At 64.7% G+C, this 20001-nt stretch carries 16 protein-coding genes; 10 read left to right on the top strand and 6 right to left on the bottom strand.

Going from position 1 to position 20001, the window contains the following annotated elements:
• Nucleotides 1-54 precede the first annotated feature (54 nt).
• Together recJ and LOY45_RS05490 are read left to right on the top strand one after the other, a co-directional pair.
• Nucleotides 55-1764, top strand: a complete 1710-nt coding sequence (recJ, locus tag LOY45_RS05485; protein ID WP_134064051.1) for a single-stranded-DNA-specific exonuclease RecJ — start codon at nucleotides 55-57, stop codon at nucleotides 1762-1764.
• Nucleotides 1765-1881: 117 nt separating this feature from the next.
• Nucleotides 1882-2988 carry an NADH:flavin oxidoreductase/NADH oxidase gene (locus tag LOY45_RS05490; protein ID WP_115088441.1) on the top strand — a complete coding sequence of 369 codons (1107 nt, stop codon included), beginning with the start codon at nucleotides 1882-1884 and terminating at the stop codon, nucleotides 2986-2988.
• 139 nt (nucleotides 2989-3127) lie between these two features.
• Here LOY45_RS05490 and LOY45_RS05495 read toward each other — a convergent pair whose 3' ends face one another.
• The 6 genes from LOY45_RS05495 to ydcS all read right to left on the bottom strand — a co-directional run bounded on the left by LOY45_RS05495 (nucleotide 3128) and on the right by ydcS (nucleotide 10448).
• Entirely contained in the window at nucleotides 3128-4990 is a 1863-nt protein-coding gene (locus LOY45_RS05495) for an NAD(P)-binding protein (protein WP_258578846.1), read from the bottom strand.
• A 13-nt stretch (nucleotides 4991-5003) separates the two neighbouring features.
• A complete protein-coding gene (locus LOY45_RS05500) occupies nucleotides 5004-6428 on the bottom strand; it encodes a gamma-aminobutyraldehyde dehydrogenase (protein WP_115088437.1) in 1425 nt (474 codons plus the stop codon).
• A 19-nt stretch (nucleotides 6429-6447) separates the two neighbouring features.
• Complete coding sequence (locus tag LOY45_RS05505) at nucleotides 6448-7254, bottom strand: ABC transporter permease (RefSeq protein WP_115088436.1); 807 nt, start codon at nucleotides 7252-7254, stop codon at nucleotides 6448-6450.
• Nucleotides 7244-8182 carry an ABC transporter permease gene (locus tag LOY45_RS05510; protein WP_115088435.1) on the bottom strand — a complete coding sequence of 313 codons (939 nt, stop codon included), beginning with the start codon at nucleotides 8180-8182 and terminating at the stop codon, nucleotides 7244-7246. Before LOY45_RS05510 ends, LOY45_RS05505 begins: the two co-directional genes overlap by 11 nt.
• 1 nt (nucleotide 8183) lies before the next feature.
• Complete coding sequence (locus tag LOY45_RS05515) at nucleotides 8184-9224, bottom strand: ABC transporter ATP-binding protein (RefSeq protein ID WP_258578847.1); 1041 nt, start codon at nucleotides 9222-9224, stop codon at nucleotides 8184-8186.
• 72 nt (nucleotides 9225-9296) lie between these two features.
• Nucleotides 9297-10448 (bottom strand): putative ABC transporter substrate-binding protein YdcS, encoded by a 1152-nt coding sequence (gene ydcS, locus LOY45_RS05520; RefSeq protein WP_134064045.1) that lies wholly within the window; start codon nucleotides 10446-10448, stop codon nucleotides 9297-9299.
• A gap of 188 nt (nucleotides 10449-10636) precedes the next feature.
• On the opposite strand from ydcS, the gene LOY45_RS05525 reads away from it, so the two are divergent.
• The 8 genes from LOY45_RS05525 to LOY45_RS05560 all read left to right on the top strand — a co-directional run bounded on the left by LOY45_RS05525 (nucleotide 10637) and on the right by LOY45_RS05560 (nucleotide 19904).
• On the top strand, nucleotides 10637-11356 hold the full coding sequence (locus tag LOY45_RS05525; protein WP_134064043.1) for a tellurite resistance TerB family protein: 720 nt from the start codon (nucleotides 10637-10639) through the stop codon (nucleotides 11354-11356).
• Between the two features lie 130 nt (nucleotides 11357-11486).
• Nucleotides 11487-13109 (top strand): methyl-accepting chemotaxis protein, encoded by a 1623-nt coding sequence (locus tag LOY45_RS05530; RefSeq protein WP_115088431.1) that lies wholly within the window; start codon nucleotides 11487-11489, stop codon nucleotides 13107-13109.
• Nucleotides 13110-13116: 7 nt separating this feature from the next.
• Entirely contained in the window at nucleotides 13117-13647 is a 531-nt protein-coding gene (locus LOY45_RS05535) for a chemotaxis protein CheW (protein WP_134064039.1), read from the top strand.
• A complete protein-coding gene (locus LOY45_RS05540; protein ID WP_115088429.1) occupies nucleotides 13644-14912 on the top strand; it encodes a CheR family methyltransferase in 1269 nt (422 codons plus the stop codon). The genes LOY45_RS05535 and LOY45_RS05540 overlap by 4 nt, the downstream gene beginning before the upstream one ends.
• Nucleotides 14909-15574 (top strand): chemotaxis protein CheW, encoded by a 666-nt coding sequence (locus LOY45_RS05545; RefSeq protein WP_115088428.1) that lies wholly within the window; start codon nucleotides 14909-14911, stop codon nucleotides 15572-15574. The genes LOY45_RS05540 and LOY45_RS05545 overlap by 4 nt, the downstream gene beginning before the upstream one ends.
• The gene (locus LOY45_RS05550) at nucleotides 15571-17838 is read left to right on the top strand and encodes a hybrid sensor histidine kinase/response regulator (RefSeq protein ID WP_258578848.1); all 2268 of its coding nucleotides are present in this window, start codon (nucleotides 15571-15573) and stop codon (nucleotides 17836-17838) included. The genes LOY45_RS05545 and LOY45_RS05550 overlap by 4 nt, the downstream gene beginning before the upstream one ends.
• Entirely contained in the window at nucleotides 17835-18848 is a 1014-nt protein-coding gene (gene cheB, locus LOY45_RS05555) for a chemotaxis response regulator protein-glutamate methylesterase (RefSeq protein ID WP_115088426.1), read from the top strand. Before LOY45_RS05550 ends, cheB begins: the two co-directional genes overlap by 4 nt.
• 51 nt (nucleotides 18849-18899) lie before the next feature.
• Entirely contained in the window at nucleotides 18900-19904 is a 1005-nt protein-coding gene (locus LOY45_RS05560; RefSeq protein ID WP_115088425.1) for a response regulator, read from the top strand.
• Nucleotides 19905-20001: the final 97 nt, after the last annotated feature.

The following is a 20001-nucleotide window of genomic DNA, read 5'->3' on the forward strand; positions in this document are numbered from 1 at the left end:
CGCGCGCCCGTTCCGGTCGAACATTCCTGATTCACGAGAAGCCCCAATCGCCCCATGCGTATCGATCCCCGCCCGTTGCCGTCCACGCTGCCATTCCTTGGCGACCTGCCACCGTTGCTGACCCGCCTGTATGCCGCCCGCGGCGTGCAGTCGGCAGCCGAGCTGGATAAAAGCCTGGCGCGCTTGCTGCCTTACCAGCAGCTCAAGGGCATCGAGGCGGCGGTCGACCTGCTGGTGGCGGCACTGGCAGAACGCCAGCGCATCCTCATCGTCGGCGACTTCGACGCTGACGGCGCCACGGCCAGTACCGTCGGTGTACTCGGCCTGCGTCTGCTCGGTGCCGCCCATGTCGATTACCTGGTGCCCAACCGCTTCGAGTACGGCTATGGCCTGACCCCGGAGATCGTCGAGGTGGCCTTGCAACGCCAGCCGCAGTTGCTGATCACCGTCGACAACGGCATCTCCAGCGTCGAAGGCGTGGCAGCCGCCAAGGCTGCGGGCTTGAAAGTACTGGTGACCGATCACCACCTGCCGGGCCATGAATTGCCGGCGGCAGACGCCATCGTCAATCCCAACCAGCCGGGCTGCGAGTTTCCCAGCAAGGCGCTGGCCGGGGTCGGGGTGATCTTCTATGTGCTGATGGCCTTGCGAGCGCGTTTGCGCAGCCTCGGTCATTACGACAACGCGCCGCAACCGAACATCGGCGAGCTGCTCGATCTGGTGGCCCTGGGCAGCGTGGCTGACGTGGTGCCGCTGGATGCCAACAATCGTATCCTGGTCCATCAGGGCCTCGAACGAATCCGTGCCGGGCGGGCCCGGCCGGGGCTCAAGGCCATCCTTGAAGTGGCCCGGCGCGATCATGCGCGCATCACCTCCACCGACCTTGGCTTTATCCTCGGCCCTCGGCTCAATGCCGCCGGACGCCTGGACGACATGAGCCTGGGCATCGAGTGCCTGCTCAGTGACGATGCCAACCTGGCACGGGAAATCGCCGGCCAGCTCGACGAACTGAACCAGGACCGCAAGTCCATCGAGCAGGGCATGCAGCGCGAAGCCCTGGCCCAGCTCAAGGACCTGGCGCTGGAGTCGATGCCGTTCGGCCTGTGCCTGTTCGAGCCGGACTGGCACCAGGGCGTGATCGGCATCCTCGCCTCGCGCCTGAAAGAGCGTTATCACCGCCCGACCATCGCCTTTGCCGATGCTGGCGAGGGCATGCTCAAGGGCTCGGCGCGTTCGGTGCCGGGCTTCCATATTCGCGATGCACTGGATGCCGTGGCGGCGCGTCACCCGCAGTTGATCAGCAAGTTTGGTGGTCACGCCATGGCTGCCGGCCTATCGCTGCCCGCCGACAACTTCCCGGCCTTTGCCCAGGCGTTCGACGAAGAAACCCGGCGCCAGTTGCACGAAGAGGACCTGACCGGCCGTCTGCTGTCCGACGGCACCCTGGCGGTCGAGGAATTTCACCTGGAGCTGGCCCGCGCCCTGCGCCATGCCGGGCCCTGGGGCCAGCACTTTCCCGAGCCGCTGTTCCACGGGGTGTTCCAGCTGGTCGAGCAGCGCGTCGTCGGTGAGCGGCACCTGAAGGTGGTGCTCAAGAGCGAATGCGGTTCGCTCAAGCTCGATGGCATCGCCTTTGGCATCGACCGCGAGGTCTGGCCCAACCCGACGGTGCGCTGGGTGGAGTTGGCCTACAAGCTCGACGTCAACGAGTTCCGCGGGCAGGAAAGCGTGCAACTGATGATCGCCCATATCGAGCCGCGCTGAACTGACGGGGCAAAGTGGTCTAGGCTTCGGATGATGGGTCGAAGAACCTGCGGGGAAGATTCTGTAGTCGGCCGGTCAACCATCTGGAGCCTTACCACTTGATTTGAGAGGTGCCCCATGAGCCTGCTGCTTGAGCCGTACACCCTGCGCCAGCTGATCCTGCCCAACCGCATTGCCGTGTCACCCATGTGCCAGTATTCCAGTGTCGACGGCCTGGCCAATGACTGGCACCTGGTGCACCTGGGCAGCCGCGCGGTGGGTGGCGCCGGCCTGATTTTCACCGAAGCCACTGCCGTGACTGCCGATGGGCGCATTACCGCGCAGGACCTGGGCTTGTGGGACGACGCGCAGATCCCGGCGCTGCAACGCATCACCCGTTTCATCACCGCCCAGGGCGCGGTGCCAGGCATCCAGCTGGCCCATGCCGGGCGCAAGGCCAGCACCCATCGGCCCTGGCTGGGCAAGCATGGCAGCGTCAAGGTGGACGATGGTGGCTGGGTGCCGGTGGGGCCCTCGAAGATTGCCTTCGACCCGGAGCACACCGCACCTGCCGAACTGACCGAAGCGCAGATCGCTGACATCATCCAGGCCTTTGTCGCTGCCGCCCGGCGTGCCCTGGAGGCCGGCTTCAAGGTGGCCGAAGTGCATGCCGCCCATGGCTACCTGCTGCACCAGTTCCTCTCGCCCTTGAGCAACCAGCGCCGTGACCAGTACGGCAGCTGCTTCGAAAACCGTATCCGCCTGACCCTGCAAGTGACCGAAGCGGTGCGTGAGGTCTGGCCGGCTGAGCTGCCGGTGTTCGTGCGTCTGTCGGCCACCGATTGGGTGGAAGATGGCTGGAATCCGGATGAGACCGTGGAGTTGGCCAAGCGCTTGAGAAAGTTGGGAGTGGACCTGATCGATGTGTCGTCCGGCGGCACCTCGGTAAAAGCCGAGATCCCCACAGGGCCGGGCTATCAAACCCAGTTTGCGGCCAAGGTGCGGGAGGAGGCGGGGATCGCCACCGGGACGGTCGGCATGATTACCGACCCGATGCAGGCTGAAACCATCTTGCGTACGGCGCAGGCCGATATCATCTTCCTCGCCCGTGAGCTACTGCGCGACCCGTACTGGCCGCTGCACGCCGACGACGACCTGGGGGGCAACAAGGCAGTGTGGCCGGCGCAGTACCAACGGGCTACCAGTCGTGACCAGCCGATACACGAGTCAGACTTGCGCGATTGACTGAATTACCAGCGTTTCGCGCTCGATCGCGGGGCAAGGCCCGCTCCCACAGGTTTGGCGCCGCTCTCAGGGTGGGTTTATCAAGGATGATGGAGATCTTGTGGGAGCGGGCTTGCCCCGCGATGCAGGCGCCGCGGAATTAAGCCAATTCCCCCACCGCCCGCCACGCCTCATCAATCGCCGCATGGGCATAGGCGCTCCAGGCCGCGTCCGAGTTGGCGATGCTGACCTTGCCCACGGGTTGGCGCGCCAGTGCTATCCACTTTTCGGTCTGCTCGGGATCGTCGTAGAGGGTGTTGCTGAAGCAGGCGTAGCCGTGGGGCCAGCGGTTGACGGTGATCGCCAGGATGTCCTTGTCGTGGTCAAAGCCGCCGGGGCCAAGCATGCGTTGCAACTGTTCGCGCAGCTGGCTTTCCAGCACTTCGAATGAAGTGCCATACAGGCGCCCGCGTCCGGCACGGGCCTGGTCGCGGCTGTTCATGCCGCTGTCGGGGCTGGTCGGCACGTAGACCAGGTGCAGGCCGATGGGCTGCGCCGGGTCGCGTGGATGCTCGTAGCCGCCGAGGCTCACCGGGTAGTCGAGCTTGATCCGGCTGTAGGGTTGGGTGGCGGCGTAGATCTCGTGCACGCCAAGCTTCTGGAACGCCTGCCAGTTGCGCACGATGACCTTGGTGTACACCAGCGGAAACTTGACGTTCTGGCTCAGGGCATGGGCCTGTTCGGCCGACAGGTCGCGCAGCAGGTAGGGGATCATCATGTTGTAGCAGGCCAGGATGCAGTGCTTGCCGCGCACCTGGGCCAGTTGCCCGGCGCGGCTGTAGCCGACATTGACGCCTCCGTCGACGTTGCGCACGCTGACCGCCGTGCTGTTCAGACGCAGGCGCACCGGCTGCCCGGCGCGGTCGAGCTGGCTGTAGTCGAAATTGGCGAGGACGATGTCCTCCATGTTCTGGCCCGGCGCCACCGTCGGTATCAGGCTGCGCACCAGCAGGCGCGCCAGCGACGCGTTGCCGTCGGGGAAGTGGTAGATGTAGGGCTCTTCCATCTCCGCCTTGGCTTCCTCGCTGACCGGCTCCAGGTTCATCGCGGCAAAACCGGGGAAGCCGACATAGTAGGCGTCGGCAGCGGCCACGGTATCGATGCTCAGGGCCATGAAATCATTGGTACGGCCCTGAAAGTACTTGACCGCCTTGGCCGACAGGCCGACGTCCTTGAGCAGGAAATCACGGTAGCTGGTGCGCTCGAGGTACGCGGTCTTGTCTTCCAGCGACTTACCGGCCAGGTAATCCCTGGGGGCCTGGTGCAGGTCGATCAGGGCCTTGCGGTCGCTTTCGGGCAGGGGGAAATCGTTGATGAAATCGCCGATCGAACGGGCGTTGAGCTGCGTAGGGGCGATGTCATCGCCGACCATCGGCGTCGGGTCGCCGCTGACCAGCTTGTCTTCGCCGAAGGTCTCCTGGTCGAAGAACACTGCGCGCGACAGGCCCAGGTCGGGATAGAAGCTGCGGTCAAAGGCGGTCTCGAAACGCTTGATGTCCACCCCGAGCTTTTTCAGCAGGCCGTTGACCTCTTTGCTGTACAGGTGATTGGGCGACTGGAAGGCTTCGCTGCCGCCGTAGCCGAGGATCATCCGCCCGCCGGCGCTGAACTCGTTGCGCTTGGCATGGCCGCCGAAGTCGTCGTGGTTCTCGAGGATCAGAATCTTCGCAGCCGGGTGTTTCTCGCGGTAGAAGAACGCTGCCGACAGGCCGCTGATGCCGCCGCCGACCACCACCAGGTCATACTCTTCGCTGATCGGCAGGGCGTCGGTGACGAAGGTTTTTTTCTCCCAGCCCATCTGGTGCGCAACGTCGAAAGCGCCGGGATGACTGCCGCGCAAACCGGTCAGGGCCGGTGGGTAGTAGCGCCCGCCGGGGGCAGCCTGAAGCAGTTGCAGCGGGGTCAGGCCCGCTGCAACGCCGATGGCGACTCCGTTGATGAAGTCGCGTCGGGTGATTTCCATGGGTGTCCTTACCTTAATGTTTGAACATCACATGCCGGACGCAGGTGTAGTCCTCCAGCCCGTACATGGACATATCCTTGCCATAGCCGGACAGTTTCTGACCGCCATGGGGCATTTCGCTGACCAGCATAAAGTGCGTGTTGACCCAGGTACAGCCGTACTGCAGGCGCGCCGAGACGCGATGGGCACGGCCGACGTCAGCGGTCCACAGCGATGACGCCAGGCCGTAGTCCGAATCGTTGGCCCAGGCCAGGGCCTGCTCTTCATCCTCAAAGCGGGTCACCGAGACCACCGGCCCGAACACCTCGCGGCGGACGATCTCGTCATCCTGCTGGGCATCGGCGAGCACCGTCGGTTCAAAGAAGAAACCGTCACCGGCCACCGCCTTGCCACCGGTTATCAGGCGGATATGCGGTTGGGCAAGCGCCCGTTCGACCATGGCCGCTACCCGGTCGCGGTGCTGGGCGGTGATCAGTGGGCCGAGCTCGGTGTCCGGGTCGTTCTGCAGACCATGCTTGATACTGGCGACGGCCTTGCCGAGTTTTTCGACGAACTGCTCGTAGATGCCGCTCTGGGCATAGATACGGCAAGCGGCGGTGCAGTCCTGGCCGGCATTATAGAAGCCGAAGGTGCGGATGCCGTCGACCGCGGCGTCGATATCGGCATCATCGAAAATGATCACCGGTGCCTTGCCGCCCAGCTCCATGTGCATGCGTTTGACGCTGTCGGCGGTGCTGGCGATGATGTTGGCGCCGGTTGCGATCGAGCCGGTCAGCGACACCATGCGCACTTTCGGGTGGCTCACCAGCGGCGTGCCGACACTCGGGCCGCGGCCGAAGAGGATATTCAGCACGCCGGCCGGGAATATTTCGCTGGCCAGTTCCGCCAGGCGCAAGGCCGTCAGCGGCGTCTGCTCCGACGGCTTGAGCACCACGGTGTTGCCGGCGGCCAGGGCCGGGGCAATCTTCCAGGCCACCATCATCAGCGGGTAGTTCCACGGTGCGATCGAGGCGACCACGCCCAGCGGGTCGCGGCGCACCATCGAGGTATGTCCCGGCAGGTACTCACCTGCGGCCGAGCCGCCCAGGCAGCGGGTGGCACCGGCGAAAAAACGAAACACGTCGGCGATGGCCGGGATCTCGTCGTTGAGCGCGGCGGCATAGGGCTTGCCGCAGTTGTCCGATTCCAGCCGCGCCAGTTCCTCGCCGTGGGCCTCGATAGTGTCCGCGAGTTTGAGCAGCAACCGCGAGCGGTCCTTGGGCGTGGTCTGCGACCAGCTCTCGAAGGCGCGGTCGGCGGCGCGCACGGCGGCGTCGACCTGGGCTTCGCTGGCTTCATTGACCTCCACCAGCACAGTGCCCAGCGCCGGGTTGAGCACTGCGTAGCCTGCGCCTTCGCCTTCAACCAGTTGGCCGTTGATCAACAGTCGGGTTTGCATGGTTCCAGTCCTCCAGGAGTTATTTGCCGCTGCCGGCAACGCTTTCGCCGCCGCGGGTCAGGTAGTAGGCGCCGAGGATCGGCAGCATGGTCACCAGCATCACCAGCATGGCCACCACGTTGGTAACCGGCACATCGCGCGGCCGGCTCAACTGGTTGAGCAGCCAGATCGGCAGGGTGCGTTCGTGGCCAGCGGTGAAGGTGGTGACGATGATTTCGTCGAACGACAAGGCAAAGGCCAGCATGCCGCCGGCCAATAGAGCCGAGCCGAGGTTGGGCAGAACGATGTAGCGAAAGGTCTGCCAGCCGTCGGCCCCGAGATCCATCGACGCCTCGATCAGGCTCTGCGAGGTACGCCGCAGGCGGGCGATGACGTTGTTGTAGACGATCACCACGCAGAAGGTGGCGTGGCCGACGACGATGGTGAAAATACCGGGCTCTATGCCTAGGGTCTTGAACGCCGAGAGCAGGGCGATGCCGGTGATGATCCCGGGCAGGGCGATGGGCAGTATCAGCATCAGCGAAATGCTCTCTTTGCCGAAAAAACTGCGCCGGTACAGCGCCGCCGAGGCCAGGGTGCCGAGCACCAGGGCGAGCAGCGTGGCCAGGCAGGCGACCTGCAGCGACAGCGTGATCGACTCCAGCACATCCGGGCGCGAGAAGGCCACGCTGAACCACTTCAGGGTGAAGCCCTGGGGCGGAAAGCTGAAGGCGGCGTCCTCGGTGTTGAAGGCATAGAGGAAGATGATCAGGATCGGGAAGTGCAGGAACACCAGCCCGCCCCAGGCCGCCAGGCGCAGGCCGATCGAGGCGCGTTCAGAGTGCATCGAAGGCTCCCAGGCGTTTGACGATGGACAGGTACACGGCGATCAGCACGATTGGCACCAGGGTAAAGGCGGCGGCCATGGGCATGTTGCCGATGGCGCCCTGCTGGGCGTAGACCATGCTGCCGATGAAGTAGCCGGGCGGGCCGACCAGTTGCGGGACGATGAAGTCGCCCAGTGTCAGCGAAAAGGTGAAGATGGAGCCTGCGGCGATGCCCGGTACCGAGAGCGGCAGGATCACCTGCGTGAAGGTCTGCCACGGCCTGGCGCCAAGGTCCGCCGAGGCTTGCAGCAATGACGGCGGCAGGCGCTCCAGCGAGGCCTGGATCGGCAGGATCATGAACGGCAGCCAGATGTACACGAACACCAGAAAACGCCCCAGGTGCGAGGTCGACAGGGTGCTGCCGCCCACCCCCGGAATACCGAGGATGAACTGCAGCACTGGCCCCAGGTTCAGTTGCTGGACGAACCACTGGGCCACGCCGCCCTTGGCCAGCAGCAAGGTCCAGGCATAGGCCTTGACGATGTAGCTGGCCCACATCGGCATCATCACCGCGATATAGAAGAACGCCTTGGTCTTGCCGCTGGTGTAGCGCGCCATGTAGTAGGCGATCGGGAAGGCCAGGGTGGCACTGGCGATCGACACGGCGATGGCCATGCCCAGGGTACGCAGGATGATGTCGAAGTTCGACGGGTTGAACAGCGCGGCGAAGTTGGCCAGGGTCAGCTCCGGGGTGACCGCCATGGTGAAGTCGTCGAAGGTGTAGAAGCCCTGCCACAGCAAACTCAGCAACGAGCCGAGGTAGATTGCACCGAACCAGATCAGCGGCGGTATCAACAGTAGCGCCAGGTACAGGTTCGGTCGCCGGTAGAGCAGGTTGGAGAAACGCCGCATGGGGGCCGGCGCGGCTTTTTCCACGGTCAGGCTCATCTCAGCGGCCCTCGTCGGGCACGATTTCCTGCAGCGCGGTCATCGCCTCGCGGGCCCAGCGCGCCTGCAGGCGTTGGCCGGGCTGCCAGGGCACGGTGTGTTCCTGCCACTGGTTGTTGGCCTGGCTGATACTGAGTAGTTGGCCGTTGTCCAGCTGCAGCTCGTAGCGGGTGGCGCTGCCCTGGTACTGGATGTCGTGGAGCAGGCCGCTGACCTGGATTTCGTTGCTGGCGGCCGGCTGGTCGCCAAGGCGGATATGTTCCGGGCGAATCGAGAAGGGCAGCTGGCTGCCATTGAGCTGCTGTGCCAGTTCGCCGCGCAGCACGTTCGAGGTACCGACGAACTCGGCGACAAAGGTCGTCGCCGGCTTCATGTACAGGTTGCGCGGGGGGTCGACCTGCTCGATGCGACCACGGTTGAACACCGCGACCCGGTCCGACATCGACAGCGCCTCGGTCTGGTCGTGGGTAACGAAGATGAAGGTAATGCCCAGCTGGCGTTGCAGCTTCTTCAACTCGCCCTGCATCTGCTCGCGCAGTTTCAGGTCCAGCGCCCCCAGTGGTTCATCCAGCAGCAGCACCCGTGGGCGGTTGACCAGGGCCCGGGCCAGGGCCACGCGCTGGCGCTGGCCGCCGGAGAGCTGTACCGGCTTGCGCTGGCCATATCCGCCCAGTGCGACCATGGCCAGGGCTTCTTCGGCGCGGGTGTAGCGCTCGGCCTTGGCCACGCCCTTGACCTTCAGGCCATAGGCGACGTTGTCGCGCACGTTCATGTGCGGGAACAGGGCGTAATCCTGGAACACTGTGTTGACGTCGCGCTGGTAGGGCGGCAGGCCCGCAGCCTCTTCGCCGTGAATGCGGATCGAACCGGCACTGGGTTGCTCGAAGCCGGCGATCAGGCGCAGGCAGGTGGTCTTGCCCGAGCCCGAGGGGCCGAGCATCGAGAAGAACTCGCCGTCGTGGATGTCGATCGACACCTGGTCAACGGCCCTGACCTCGCCAAAGGCCCGCGAGACATTGGTGAACTGCACTGCAAGGGTCATGGTGCGAAGCTCCAGCAAATGGGAGCAAGCCCGCGTCTTGAGGTGGGAGCGGGCTTGCCCCGCGATAGGGCCCTAGCGGCCCCCCATGATCGCAATATAGTCCTGGGTCCAGCGGCTATACGGCACGAACTTGCCCCCTTCAGCCTGCGGGGTTTTCCAGAAGGCGATCTTGTCGAACTGGTCGAAACCATTGGTCTTGCAGCCTTCGGCGCCGAGCAATTCGCTGCCGGTGCAGGCCGCCGGTACCGCCGGCAACGAACCGAACCAGGCCGCCACGTCGCCCTGGACCCTGGGCTGCAGCGACCAGTCCATCCACTTGTAGGCGCAGTTGGGGTGCTTGGCCTCGCTGTGCAGCATGGTGGTGTCGGCCCAGCCAGTGGCGCCTTCCTTGGGGATGGTCGAAGCCACCGGCTGCTTGTCGGCTTGCAGGCCATTGACCATGTAGCCCCAGGAGCTGGAGGCGACCACGCCTTCGTTCTTGACGTCACTCATCTGCACCGTGGCGTCATGCCAGTAGCGGTGGATCAGCGGCTGTTGCTGGCGCAGCAGGTCGAGCACCGCCTTGTACTGGGCTTCATTCAGTTCATAGGGGTTCTGAATGCCGAGTTCGGGCTTGGTCGATTTCAGGTACAGCGCGGCATCGGCGATGTAGATCGGCCCGTCGTAGGCCTGGACCCGGCCCTTGTTCGGCTTGCCGTCCGGCAGGTCCTGGGGCTCGAAGACCACGCCCCAACTGGTGGGCGCCTGCTTGAACACGTTGGTGTTGTACAGCAGCACGTTCGGGCCCCACTGGTAGGGCGTGCCGTACACCTGCTTGTTGACCACGTACCAGGCACCGTCCTTGAGCCGTGGGTCGAGGTTCTTCCAGTTGGGAATCAGCGCAGTGTTGATCGGCTGTACGCGCTTGCCGGCGATCAGCCGCAGCGAGGCATCGCCGGAGGCGGTGACCAGGTCGTAACCGCCCTTGGTCATCAGGCTGACCATCTCGTCGGAGGTGGCGGCGGTCTTGACGCTGACCTTGCAACCGGTTTCCTTCTCGAAGCCGGTCACCCAGTCGTAGGCCTTGTCGCTTTCACCGCGCTCGATGTAACCCGGCCAGGCAACGATATCCAGCTGGCCTTCGCCGGCGCCCACGGCTTTCAAGGGTTCGGCGGCCTGCAGGCTGGCGCTGGCCAGCAGGGCGGTGCTCAGGGCGCAGAGCGTGGCGGTCTTGTGCACGAACATGGTGTTCCCTCTTGTTCAAATTATGTCGGGGCAGTGAAAGTGCAGGTATAGCTGGTTTAAGCGTAGTTGCTGTTGCGTGGGTCCAGCGTGGCCCGGTTCTGGGCAACATCTGGAAGCAAATGCATTCAGCTTCACTTCAGCCTGGGGCAGTACTCTTCGGCTTTCTTTCCTCTCCATGGAGATGCCCAATGAACACCCGTGGCTTGCTCGATCAACTGCTCAAATCCGGCCAGGACCTGTTGCAGAACCAGGCCGGCAAAGGCTCCGCCGGCAAAACCGGCGGTCTTGGCGACCTGCTTGGCGGCAAGGGCGGCGGTGGCCTTGGCAGCCTGCTCTCCGGTGCTGGCGGCGGTGCCCTGGCGGCAGGTGCGATGGGTTTGCTGCTGGGTAACAAGAAGGCCCGCAAGTACGGCGGCAAGGCCCTGACCTATGGTGGCCTGGCTGCCCTTGGGGTCATCGCCTACAAGGCCTACGGCAACTGGCAGGCCAAGCAGGGGGCTGCCGTGCAGGGCGAGCCACAAACGCTTGACCGCCTGCCGCCGGCCCAGGTCGAGCAGCACAGCCAGGCGATCCTCAAGGCGCTGGTGGCGGCGGCCAAGTCCGATGGCCACGTCGATGAGCGCGAGCGGGCGCTGATCGAAGGCGAGTTCGTCAAGCTGTCCAGCGACCAGGAGCTGCAACACTGGCTGCACGCCGAACTGAACAAACCGCTGGACCCGGCCGATGTCGCCCGCGCCGCCAGCACCCCGGAAATGGCCGCCGAGATGTATATCGCCAGCGTCATGCTGGTGGACGAGGAGCATTTCATGGAGCGTGCCTACCTGGATGAACTGGCGCGCCAGCTCAAGCTCGATCCTGCACTCAAGAGCGAGCTGGAAAACCAGGTGAAACTTGCCGCCAGTCAATGAAATCGGGCTAATGGCCAGTATCTAGCCCGTTTGGCCCGATCCAGCTTTTAAGTCAGCCTCAAAAGCGCGCAGCCGCTGGGCTATACTCTGCCCATTTTTCCTGCTCGCGTAGAACACTTGAGGGCTGACTGTGAAAAACTGGACCTTGCGCCAACGGATCCTGGCGAGCTTCGCCGTGATTATCGCCATCATGTCGCTGATGGTGGTCGCCGCCTATTCGCGACTGGTGGCCATAGAGTCCGGTGAAGAAGCGGTGCGAACCGATAGCATCCCCGGGGTCTACTACAGCTCCATGATCCGCAGCGCCTGGGTCGACAGCTATGTGCTGACCCAGCAGCTGGTGGGCCTGAGCGACCATCGCGAGATCACCTCGGCCGACATGGAGCTGTACAAGGGCTTTGAAGAGCGCCTCAAGCAGCACATGGCCAGCTACCAGTCGACCATTCGCGAGAAGGACGATCAGACCAGCTTTGACCAGTTCGGCCAGCTTGAGGCCGATTACCTCAAAGCAGTGGATACCGTGCTGGGGGCCTATCGCAAGAAAGATTACCCCGAAGCCCAGCGCCTGCTCGCCGAGGTGTTGACCCCGGCCTGGGTCAATGGCCGCAAGCACCTGAACGGGGTGATCGAGCGCAATCGTCTTTCCGCCGAGAGCGCCACCGACTCCATCGTCAGTGCCGTGGCCACGGCCAAGTTCAGCATGATCGTTTCGCTGCTGCTGGCCATTGTAGCCGCGACCCTCTGCGGGCTGGTGCTGATGCGTGCCATCACCGCACCGATGCAGCGTATCGTCCATGCCCTGGACAAACTCAGCGGCGGCGACCTCAGCGTGCGCCTGAACCTGGACCGCAAGGACGAGTTCGGCGCGGTGGAAAGCGGCTTCAACGAGATGATGGGCGAACTGACCAACCTGGTGTCCCAGGCCCAGCGCTCGTCGGTGCAGGTGACCACCTCGGTGACCGAAATCGCCGCCACCTCCAAGCAGCAACAGGCGACCGCCACCGAAACCGCTGCCACTACCACCGAAATTGGCGCAACTTCGCGGGAAATCGCCGCGACTTCCCGCGACCTGGTGCGGACCATGACCGAAGTTACCTCGGCCGCCGACCAGGCCTCGATCCTCGCAGGCTCCGGCCAGCAGGGCCTGGCGCGCATGGAAGAGACCATGCACCAGGTGATGGGCGCGGCCGATCTGGTCAACAACAAGCTGGCGATCCTCAACGAGAAGGCCGGCAACATCAACCAGGTGGTGGTGACCATCGTCAAGGTCGCCGACCAGACCAACCTGCTGTCGCTCAACGCCGCCATCGAGGCGGAAAAGGCCGGTGAGTACGGCCGTGGTTTTGCCGTGGTCGCCACCGAAGTACGGCGCCTGGCCGACCAGACCGCCGTCGCTACCTATGACATCGAGCAGATGGTTCGCGAGATCCAGTCGGCGGTGTCGGCCGGGGTCATGGGCATGGACAAGTTCTCCGAGGAAGTGCGCCGCGGCATGTTCGAGGTGCAGCAGGTTGGCGAGCAACTGACCCAGATCATTCATCAGGTCCAGGCCCTGGCGCCGCGGGTGCTGATGGTCAACGAAGGCATGCAGGCCCAGGCCACCGGTGCCGAACAGATCAACCACGCCCTGGCGCAGTTGGGCGATGCCAGCAGCCAGACCGTCGAGTCGCTGCGTCAGGCCAGCTTTGCCATCGACGAACTGAGCCAGGTGGCCACCGGCCTGCGTGGCGGCGTGTCGCGGTTCAAAGTCTGACCTGCCGATGAACGACCTTCAGCCTCGCCGCAATCAGGATGCGGCCTCCCACGGCACCCTGTACCTGGTGTTCCGCATCGGCGACCAGCGCTTTGCCCTGGACGCCCATGAGGTCGCCGAAGTGCTGCCGCGCCTGCCGCTCAAACCGATCGCCCAGACCCCGGCATGGGTCGCCGGGGTGCTCGCCCATCGCGGTGCGCTGGTGCCGGTGATCGACGTCGGCGCCTTGAGTTTCGGCCTGCCGGCGCCGGTGCGCACCAGCACGCGCCTGGTGCTGGTGCACTACCGCGTCGACCCCTTGCGCCCGCAATTGCTGCTGGGGCTGATCCTCGAACAGGCCACCGATACCCTGCGTTGCGACCCCGCCGAGTTCCAGCCCTATGGCCTGGACAACCAGCAGGCGCCTTACCTGGGGCCGGTACGTGAGGATGCCCAGGGTTTGCTGCAGCGAATCGGGGTGCAGGACTTGCTCAGCGCCGAGGTGCGCCAGTTGTTGTTCCCGCCTGAGCTTGCGGCAAGTGGCGAGGGGCTGGCATGAGTGGCGAACAGCGGTTCTTTCGCTTTTTGCAGGATCGCATCGGCCTGGACGTGGCTTCGGTCGGCGCGCCAATGGTCGAGCGCGCCTTGCGCCTGCGCTGTGCGACCCTGGAAGCCCGGGACCTGGATGACTACTGGCTGCGGCTGCAGCAGTCGAACCAGGAGCAGCAGGCGCTGATTGAAGCGGTGATCGTCCCGGAAACCTGGTTCTTCCGCTACCCGGAGTCCTTCAACGCCCTGGTGACCCTGGCGCGCAAGCGTCTGAGCGAACTGGGCGGCTTGCGCCCACTGCGCATCCTCAGCCTGCCGTGCTCCACCGGCGAGGAGCCGTACTCGATCGCCATGGCCCTGCTCGACGGCGGCATTGCTGGCCACAGCTTTCGCGTCGACGCCATGGACATCAGCCCCAATTCCATCAGCCGTGCCGAACAGGCGCTGTATGGCCGCAACTCGTTCCGCGGTTCGCACCTGGACTTTCGTGAGCGGCATTTCAGCGAGACCGGTGACGGCCACAGCCTCGACGAGCGGGTCCGCCAGCAGGTCAAGCTGCAGGCGGGCAACGTGCTGGATCCGGCGCTCAAGGCGCGAGAAGGCAGCTACGATTTCGTTTTCTGCCGCAACCTGCTGATTTACTTCGACGTACCCACCCAGCAGAGGGTGTTCGAGGTGCTCAAAAGTCTGATCCATGAGCAGGGCGTGCTGTTTATCGGCCCGGCCGAAGGCAGCTTGCTGGCGCGCATGGGTATGCGCCCGGTAGGCATAGCTCAGTCGTTCGCCTATGTACGCCAGGCTGAAATGGAGCCGGCGCCGCCGAGCAAGCCGTTAGCCATTCCTTTGCCGTTGACGGTGCCGGTGTCGGCGGCCAGCGTGCCGCGTCCGGCGCCTGCCGTGGTGCGCAGGATCAAGCCGATTGCCCCGCCGCCTGCCAGGCCCGCCGAGCCGGAGTCGGCAGGCGAATTGCTGGCGCAGATCGCCCAACTGGCCAATGCAGGCAGCAGCGCTCAGGCCCAGGCCGCCTGCGCCCGCTATTTGCAGCAGTACCCGCCCAGCGCCCAGGTGTTCTACTGGCTGGGCCTGCTCAGTGACACTGCTGGCGACAGCAGCGATGCCCTGGGCCACTACCGCAAGGCGTTGTACCTCGATCCCCAGCATCCGGAGGCGCTGGTGCATCTGGCCGCGTTGCTGGCTTCTCAAGGTGATGTCGCAGGTGCCAGGCGCCTGCAGGAGCGGGCCGCACGGCGCGCCGACCGGGAGTCTGAACAATGATGGGTGAAAACGACGTGCAACTGGTCGCCAGTGACGCCGCCAGCATCGACGACTGCTGGAACCGTATCGGTGTGCATGGCGACAAGAGTTGCCAGCTGCTCGACGAACATATTCACTGCCGCAATTGCGAGGTCTATGCGGCAGCAGCGACGCGCCTGCTGGACCGTTACTCGCTGTCCCAGGAAGCCCACGAGCAGAGCGAGGCGCCTGAGCAAGCCAGCAGCGGCCGCTCGTTGTTGCTGTTTCGCCTGGGCGAGGAGTGGTTGGCACTGGCCACCCGCTGCCTGGTCGAAGTCGCGCCGCTGCAGCAGGTGCATTCCTTGCCGCACCAGCGCTCGCGGGTGCTGCATGGCGTGGCCAATGTACGGGGTGCGCTGGTGCCGTGCCTGTCACTGGGCGATCTGCTCGGCCTTGAATCCCAGGCGCCGGCCTCGACCTCGGCGCGGGTCATGCCGCGCATGTTGATCATTGCCGCTGCGGGCGGCTCGGTGGTGGTCCAGGTCGACGAAGTGGATGGTATCCATGGCCTGGACCCCGGCCGCCTGACGGCAGAGCAGGGCGAAACCCGTTTTACCGCAGCGGTGCTGCAATGGCGCGGGCGCAGTGTCCGTGTGCTGGATGAAGACCAAGTGCTGTCTGCCGTGAACCGGAGCCTGTCATGACCCCAGAGCAAATGCGCGACGCCTCGTTGCTCGAGCTGTTCAGCCTGGAGGCCGAAGCCCAGACCCAGGTGCTCAGTGCCGGGCTGCTGGCGCTGGAGCGCAACCCGACTCAGGCCGACCAGCTTGAAGCCTGCATGCGTGCGGCTCACTCACTCAAGGGGGCGGCGCGGATTGTCGGCGTCGATGCCGGGGTCAGTGTCGCCCATGTGATGGAAGACTGCCTGGTCGGCGCTCAGGAAGGCCGGCTGCTGCTACGTCCGGAACATATCGATGCCTTGTTGCAGGGCACTGACCTGCTGATGCGTATCGCCACGCCCGGTGATGTCAGCATCGACGCCGCGGTCGAGGGGTTTCTGGTGCAAATGGCTGCGCTGCTCGACCCGAGCGCCGTACCGGCACCTGCGTTTGCGCCGATGCAGCTGCCCGAGCCGCTGCCGGTTGACCCCATAGCCGCCGACCCTGAGCCTGAAGTCGAAGCGGCGCCCGTGCGCAGCGGCAAACGCGCAGGCGAAGGCGGCGAGCGGGTTCTGCGGGTTACTGCCGAGCGCCTGAACAGCCTGCTCGACCTGTCGAGCAAATCGCTGGTCGAAACCCAGCGGCTCAAGCCCTACCTGGCCACCCTGCAGCGCCTCAAGCGCATGCACGGGCAGAGTATCCGTGCCCTGGATGGCCTCAAGCATCAACTCGAAAGCACTGGCCAGAGCCCGGAAGTCCAGGACGCCTTGGCCCTGGCCCAGCGTTTGCTGGGGGAAACCCAGCAGATCCTTTTGCAGCAGGCGTCTGACCTGGATGAATTCGGTTGGCAGGCCAGCCAGCGTGCGCAGCTTCTCTACGACACCGCGCTGGCCTGCCGGATGCGCCCGTTCGCCGATGTGCTGACCGGGCAAAGCCGAATGGTCCGTGATCTTGGCCGCTCGCTGGGCAAGCAGGTGCGCCTGGAAATCGAAGGTGAGAAGACCCAGGTCGACCGCGACGTGCTGGAAAAACTCGAAGCGCCGCTGACCCACCTGCTGCGCAATGCAGTTGATCACGGCATCGAACTGCCGGAGCGACGACTGCTGGCCGGCAAGCCGATGGAAGGGCAGATCCGCCTGCGTGCCTCGCATCAGGCCGGGTTGCTGGTGCTGGAGATCAGCGACGATGGCGGCGGCGTCGATCTGGCGCACTTGCGCCAGAGCATTGTCGAGCGCCAGCTGTCGCCCGCCGAGACTGTGGAGCAGATGAGCGAAGCCGAGCTGCTGACCTTCCTCTTCCTGCCCGGATTCAGCCTGCGCGACCGGGTGACCGAAGTGTCGGGGCGCGGTGTCGGCCTGGACGCGGTGCAGCATATGGTCCGCCAGCTGCGCGGCTCGATCGAGCTGACCCAGACCAGCGGCCAGGGCAGTTGCTTCCACCTCGAAGTGCCGCTGACCCTGTCGGTAGTGCGCAGCCTGGTGGTCGAGGTCGGCGCTGAAGCCTATGCTTTCCCCCTGGCGCATATCGAACGCACCCTGGAGCTGCCGGCCGAAGCCATCGTGCAGATCGAAGGCCGCCAGCATTTCTGGCACGAGGGCCGGCATATCGGCCTGGTCTCGGCCAGCCAGCTGCTCAATCGCCCGCCAAGTCAGGCGGACGGGCAGAGCATCAAGGTCGTGGTGATTCGCGAGCGCGAGATGCTCTACGGCGTGGCGGTCGAACGCCTGATCGGCGAGCGGGTGCTGGTGGTGATGCCGCTGGATGCGCGCCTGGGCAAGGTCCAGGATATTTCTGCCGGGGCCTTGCTCGACGACGGTGCGGTGGTGCTGATCATTGACGTCGAAGACCTGCTGCGCTCGGTGGAAAAGCTCCTCAGCACCGGCCGCCTGGAGCGCATCGAGCGCGGTCAGCGCAGTGTGCGCGAGGCGGCGCGCAAGCGCGTGCTGGTGGTCGACGACTCGCTGACCGTGCGCGAACTGCAACGCAAGCTACTGAGCAATAAAGGCTATGAAGTGGCCGTCGCGGTAGACGGCATGGACGGCTGGAACGCCTTGCGCAGCGAGGATTTCGACCTGTTGATCACCGATATCGACATGCCGCGCATGGACGGTATCGAACTGGTCACCCTGCTGCGCCGCGACAGCCGCCTGCAATCGCTGCCGGTGATGGTGGTCTCGTACAAAGACCGCGAAGAAGATCGTCGCCGTGGACTGGACGCCGGGGCCGACTACTATTTGGCAAAGGCCAGTTTTCACGATGATGCCTTGCTCGACGCTGTCGTCGAGTTGATCGGGGGAGCGCAGGGATGAAAATCGCCATCGTCAACGACATGCCCATGGCCGTAGAGGCTTTGCGCCGGGCGTTGGCCTTTGAACCGGCCCATCAGGTGATCTGGGTCGCCAGCAATGGCGCCGAAGCGGTCAAACTGTGCGCCGAGCAATTGCCGGACCTGATTCTCATGGACCTGATCATGCCGATCATGGATGGCATCGAGGCCACCCGGCGGATCATGGCCGAAACCCCTTGTGCCATCGTGATCGTCACGGTCGACCGGCAGCAGAACGTCCACCGGGTGTTCGAGGCCATGGGCCACGGCGCCCTCGACGTGGTCGACACCCCGGCGCTGGGCGCTGGCGATCCGCGTGAGGCGGCAGCGCCGCTGCTGCGCAAGATCCTCAATATTGGCTGGCTGATCGGCCAGCAGCGTAGCAGCCCGACCCGGGCCATGGCCGCACCGGTGCGTGAGGCCGCCCAACGTCAGGGCCTGGTTGCCATCGGTTCCTCGGCCGGTGGCCCGGCAGCGCTGGAGGTGCTGCTCAAGGCCTTGCCAACGAGCTTTCCGGCGGCCATTGTGCTGGTCCAGCACGTTGACCAGGTGTTCGCCGCCGGCATGGCCGAGTGGCTCAGCAGCGCCTCGGGGCTGGCGGTGCGCCTGGCCAGCGAAGGCGAGCCGCCGCAGCCGGGGCAGGTGTTGCTGGCCGGGACCAATCACCACATCCGCCTGCTCAAGAACGGCAACCTGGCCTACACCGCGGAGCCGGTGAACGAGATCTACCGGCCCTCCATCGATGTGTTTTTTGAAAGCGTGGCCCGCTACTGGCGCGGCGACGCGGTCGGCGTATTGCTCACCGGCATGGGCCGCGACGGCGCCCAGGGCTTGAAGCTGATGCGCCAACAGGGCTTTTTGACCATCGCCCAGGATCAGCAGAGCAGCGCGGTGTATGGCATGCCCAAGGCAGCCGCCGCGATAGACGCCGCCGTGGAGGTTCGCCCGCTGGAGCGAATCGCCTCGCGATTGATGGAAATTTTTCCAAAATGACGATATGTATTGAGCCACGCCGGCTGGCCGGCAGTGACCAGGTGACAGCGCATGAATGATTTACCGCTCGACGGTTTTCCGACCATGAATGAAAATTCGGCGATGGTCCTCTTGGTCGACGATCAGGCAATGATCGGCGAAGCGGTGCGGCGTGGCCTGGCTCACGAAGAGAACATCGACTTCCACTTTTGTGCCGACCCGCACCAGGCGGTGGCCCAGGCGGTGCAGATCAAGCCCACGGTAATCCTCCAGGACCTGATCATGCCTGGCCTGGACGGCCTGACCCTGGTGCGCGAATACCGCAACAACCCGGCCACCCAGGACATCCCGATCATCGTCCTGTCGACCAAGGAAGACCCACTGGTCAAGAGCGCGGCCTTTGCCGCCGGAGCCAACGACTACCTGGTGAAACTGCCGGACACCATCGAGCTGGTGGCGCGCATCCGCTACCACTCGCGCTCCTACCTGACCTTGCTGCAACGCGACGAGGCCTACCGGGCCCTGCGCGTCAGCCAGCAGCAACTGCTCGACACCAATCTGGTGCTGCAGCGCTTGATGCACTCCGACGGCCTCACCGGGCTTTCCAACCGCCGCCATTTCGACGAATACCTGGAGCTGGAATGGCGCCGGGCCATGCGTGAACAGGCGCAGTTGTCGCTGCTGATGATCGATGTCGACTACTTCAAGTCGTTCAACGACACTTTCGGCCATTTGGCCGGGGATGAAGCGCTGCGCAAGGTGGCCGAGGCCATACGTGCTTCCTGCGCCCGCCCCAGCGATCTGCCGGCCCGTTACGGCGGCGAGGAATTCGCCCTGGTGCTGCCCAACACCTCGCCCGGCGGCGCGCGCCTGGTCGCAGAAAAACTGCGCCAGACCGTAGCGTCCATGAACATCGCCCACACCATGCCCAACCCCGATTCGGTCCTGACCGTGAGCATCGGCCTGGCGACCCTGACCCCGGGCATCGGCAGCCATTGCCGGCAGCTGATCTCGGCGGCGGACAAGGGCCTGTACCTGGCCAAGAACAATGGCCGCAACCAGGTTGGGGTGGATTGACAGCAGCCACAAGCGGCAAGTTTCAAGCAGCAAGAAAAACCGCAGCGCCCGGCATTTCTCCGGCCTCTTGTCGCTTGTAGCTTGCCGCTTGAAGCTG

The organism is Pseudomonas wadenswilerensis, from assembly GCF_024749185.1.
Lineage (GTDB): Bacteria > Pseudomonadota > Gammaproteobacteria > Pseudomonadales > Pseudomonadaceae > Aquipseudomonas > Aquipseudomonas wadenswilerensis.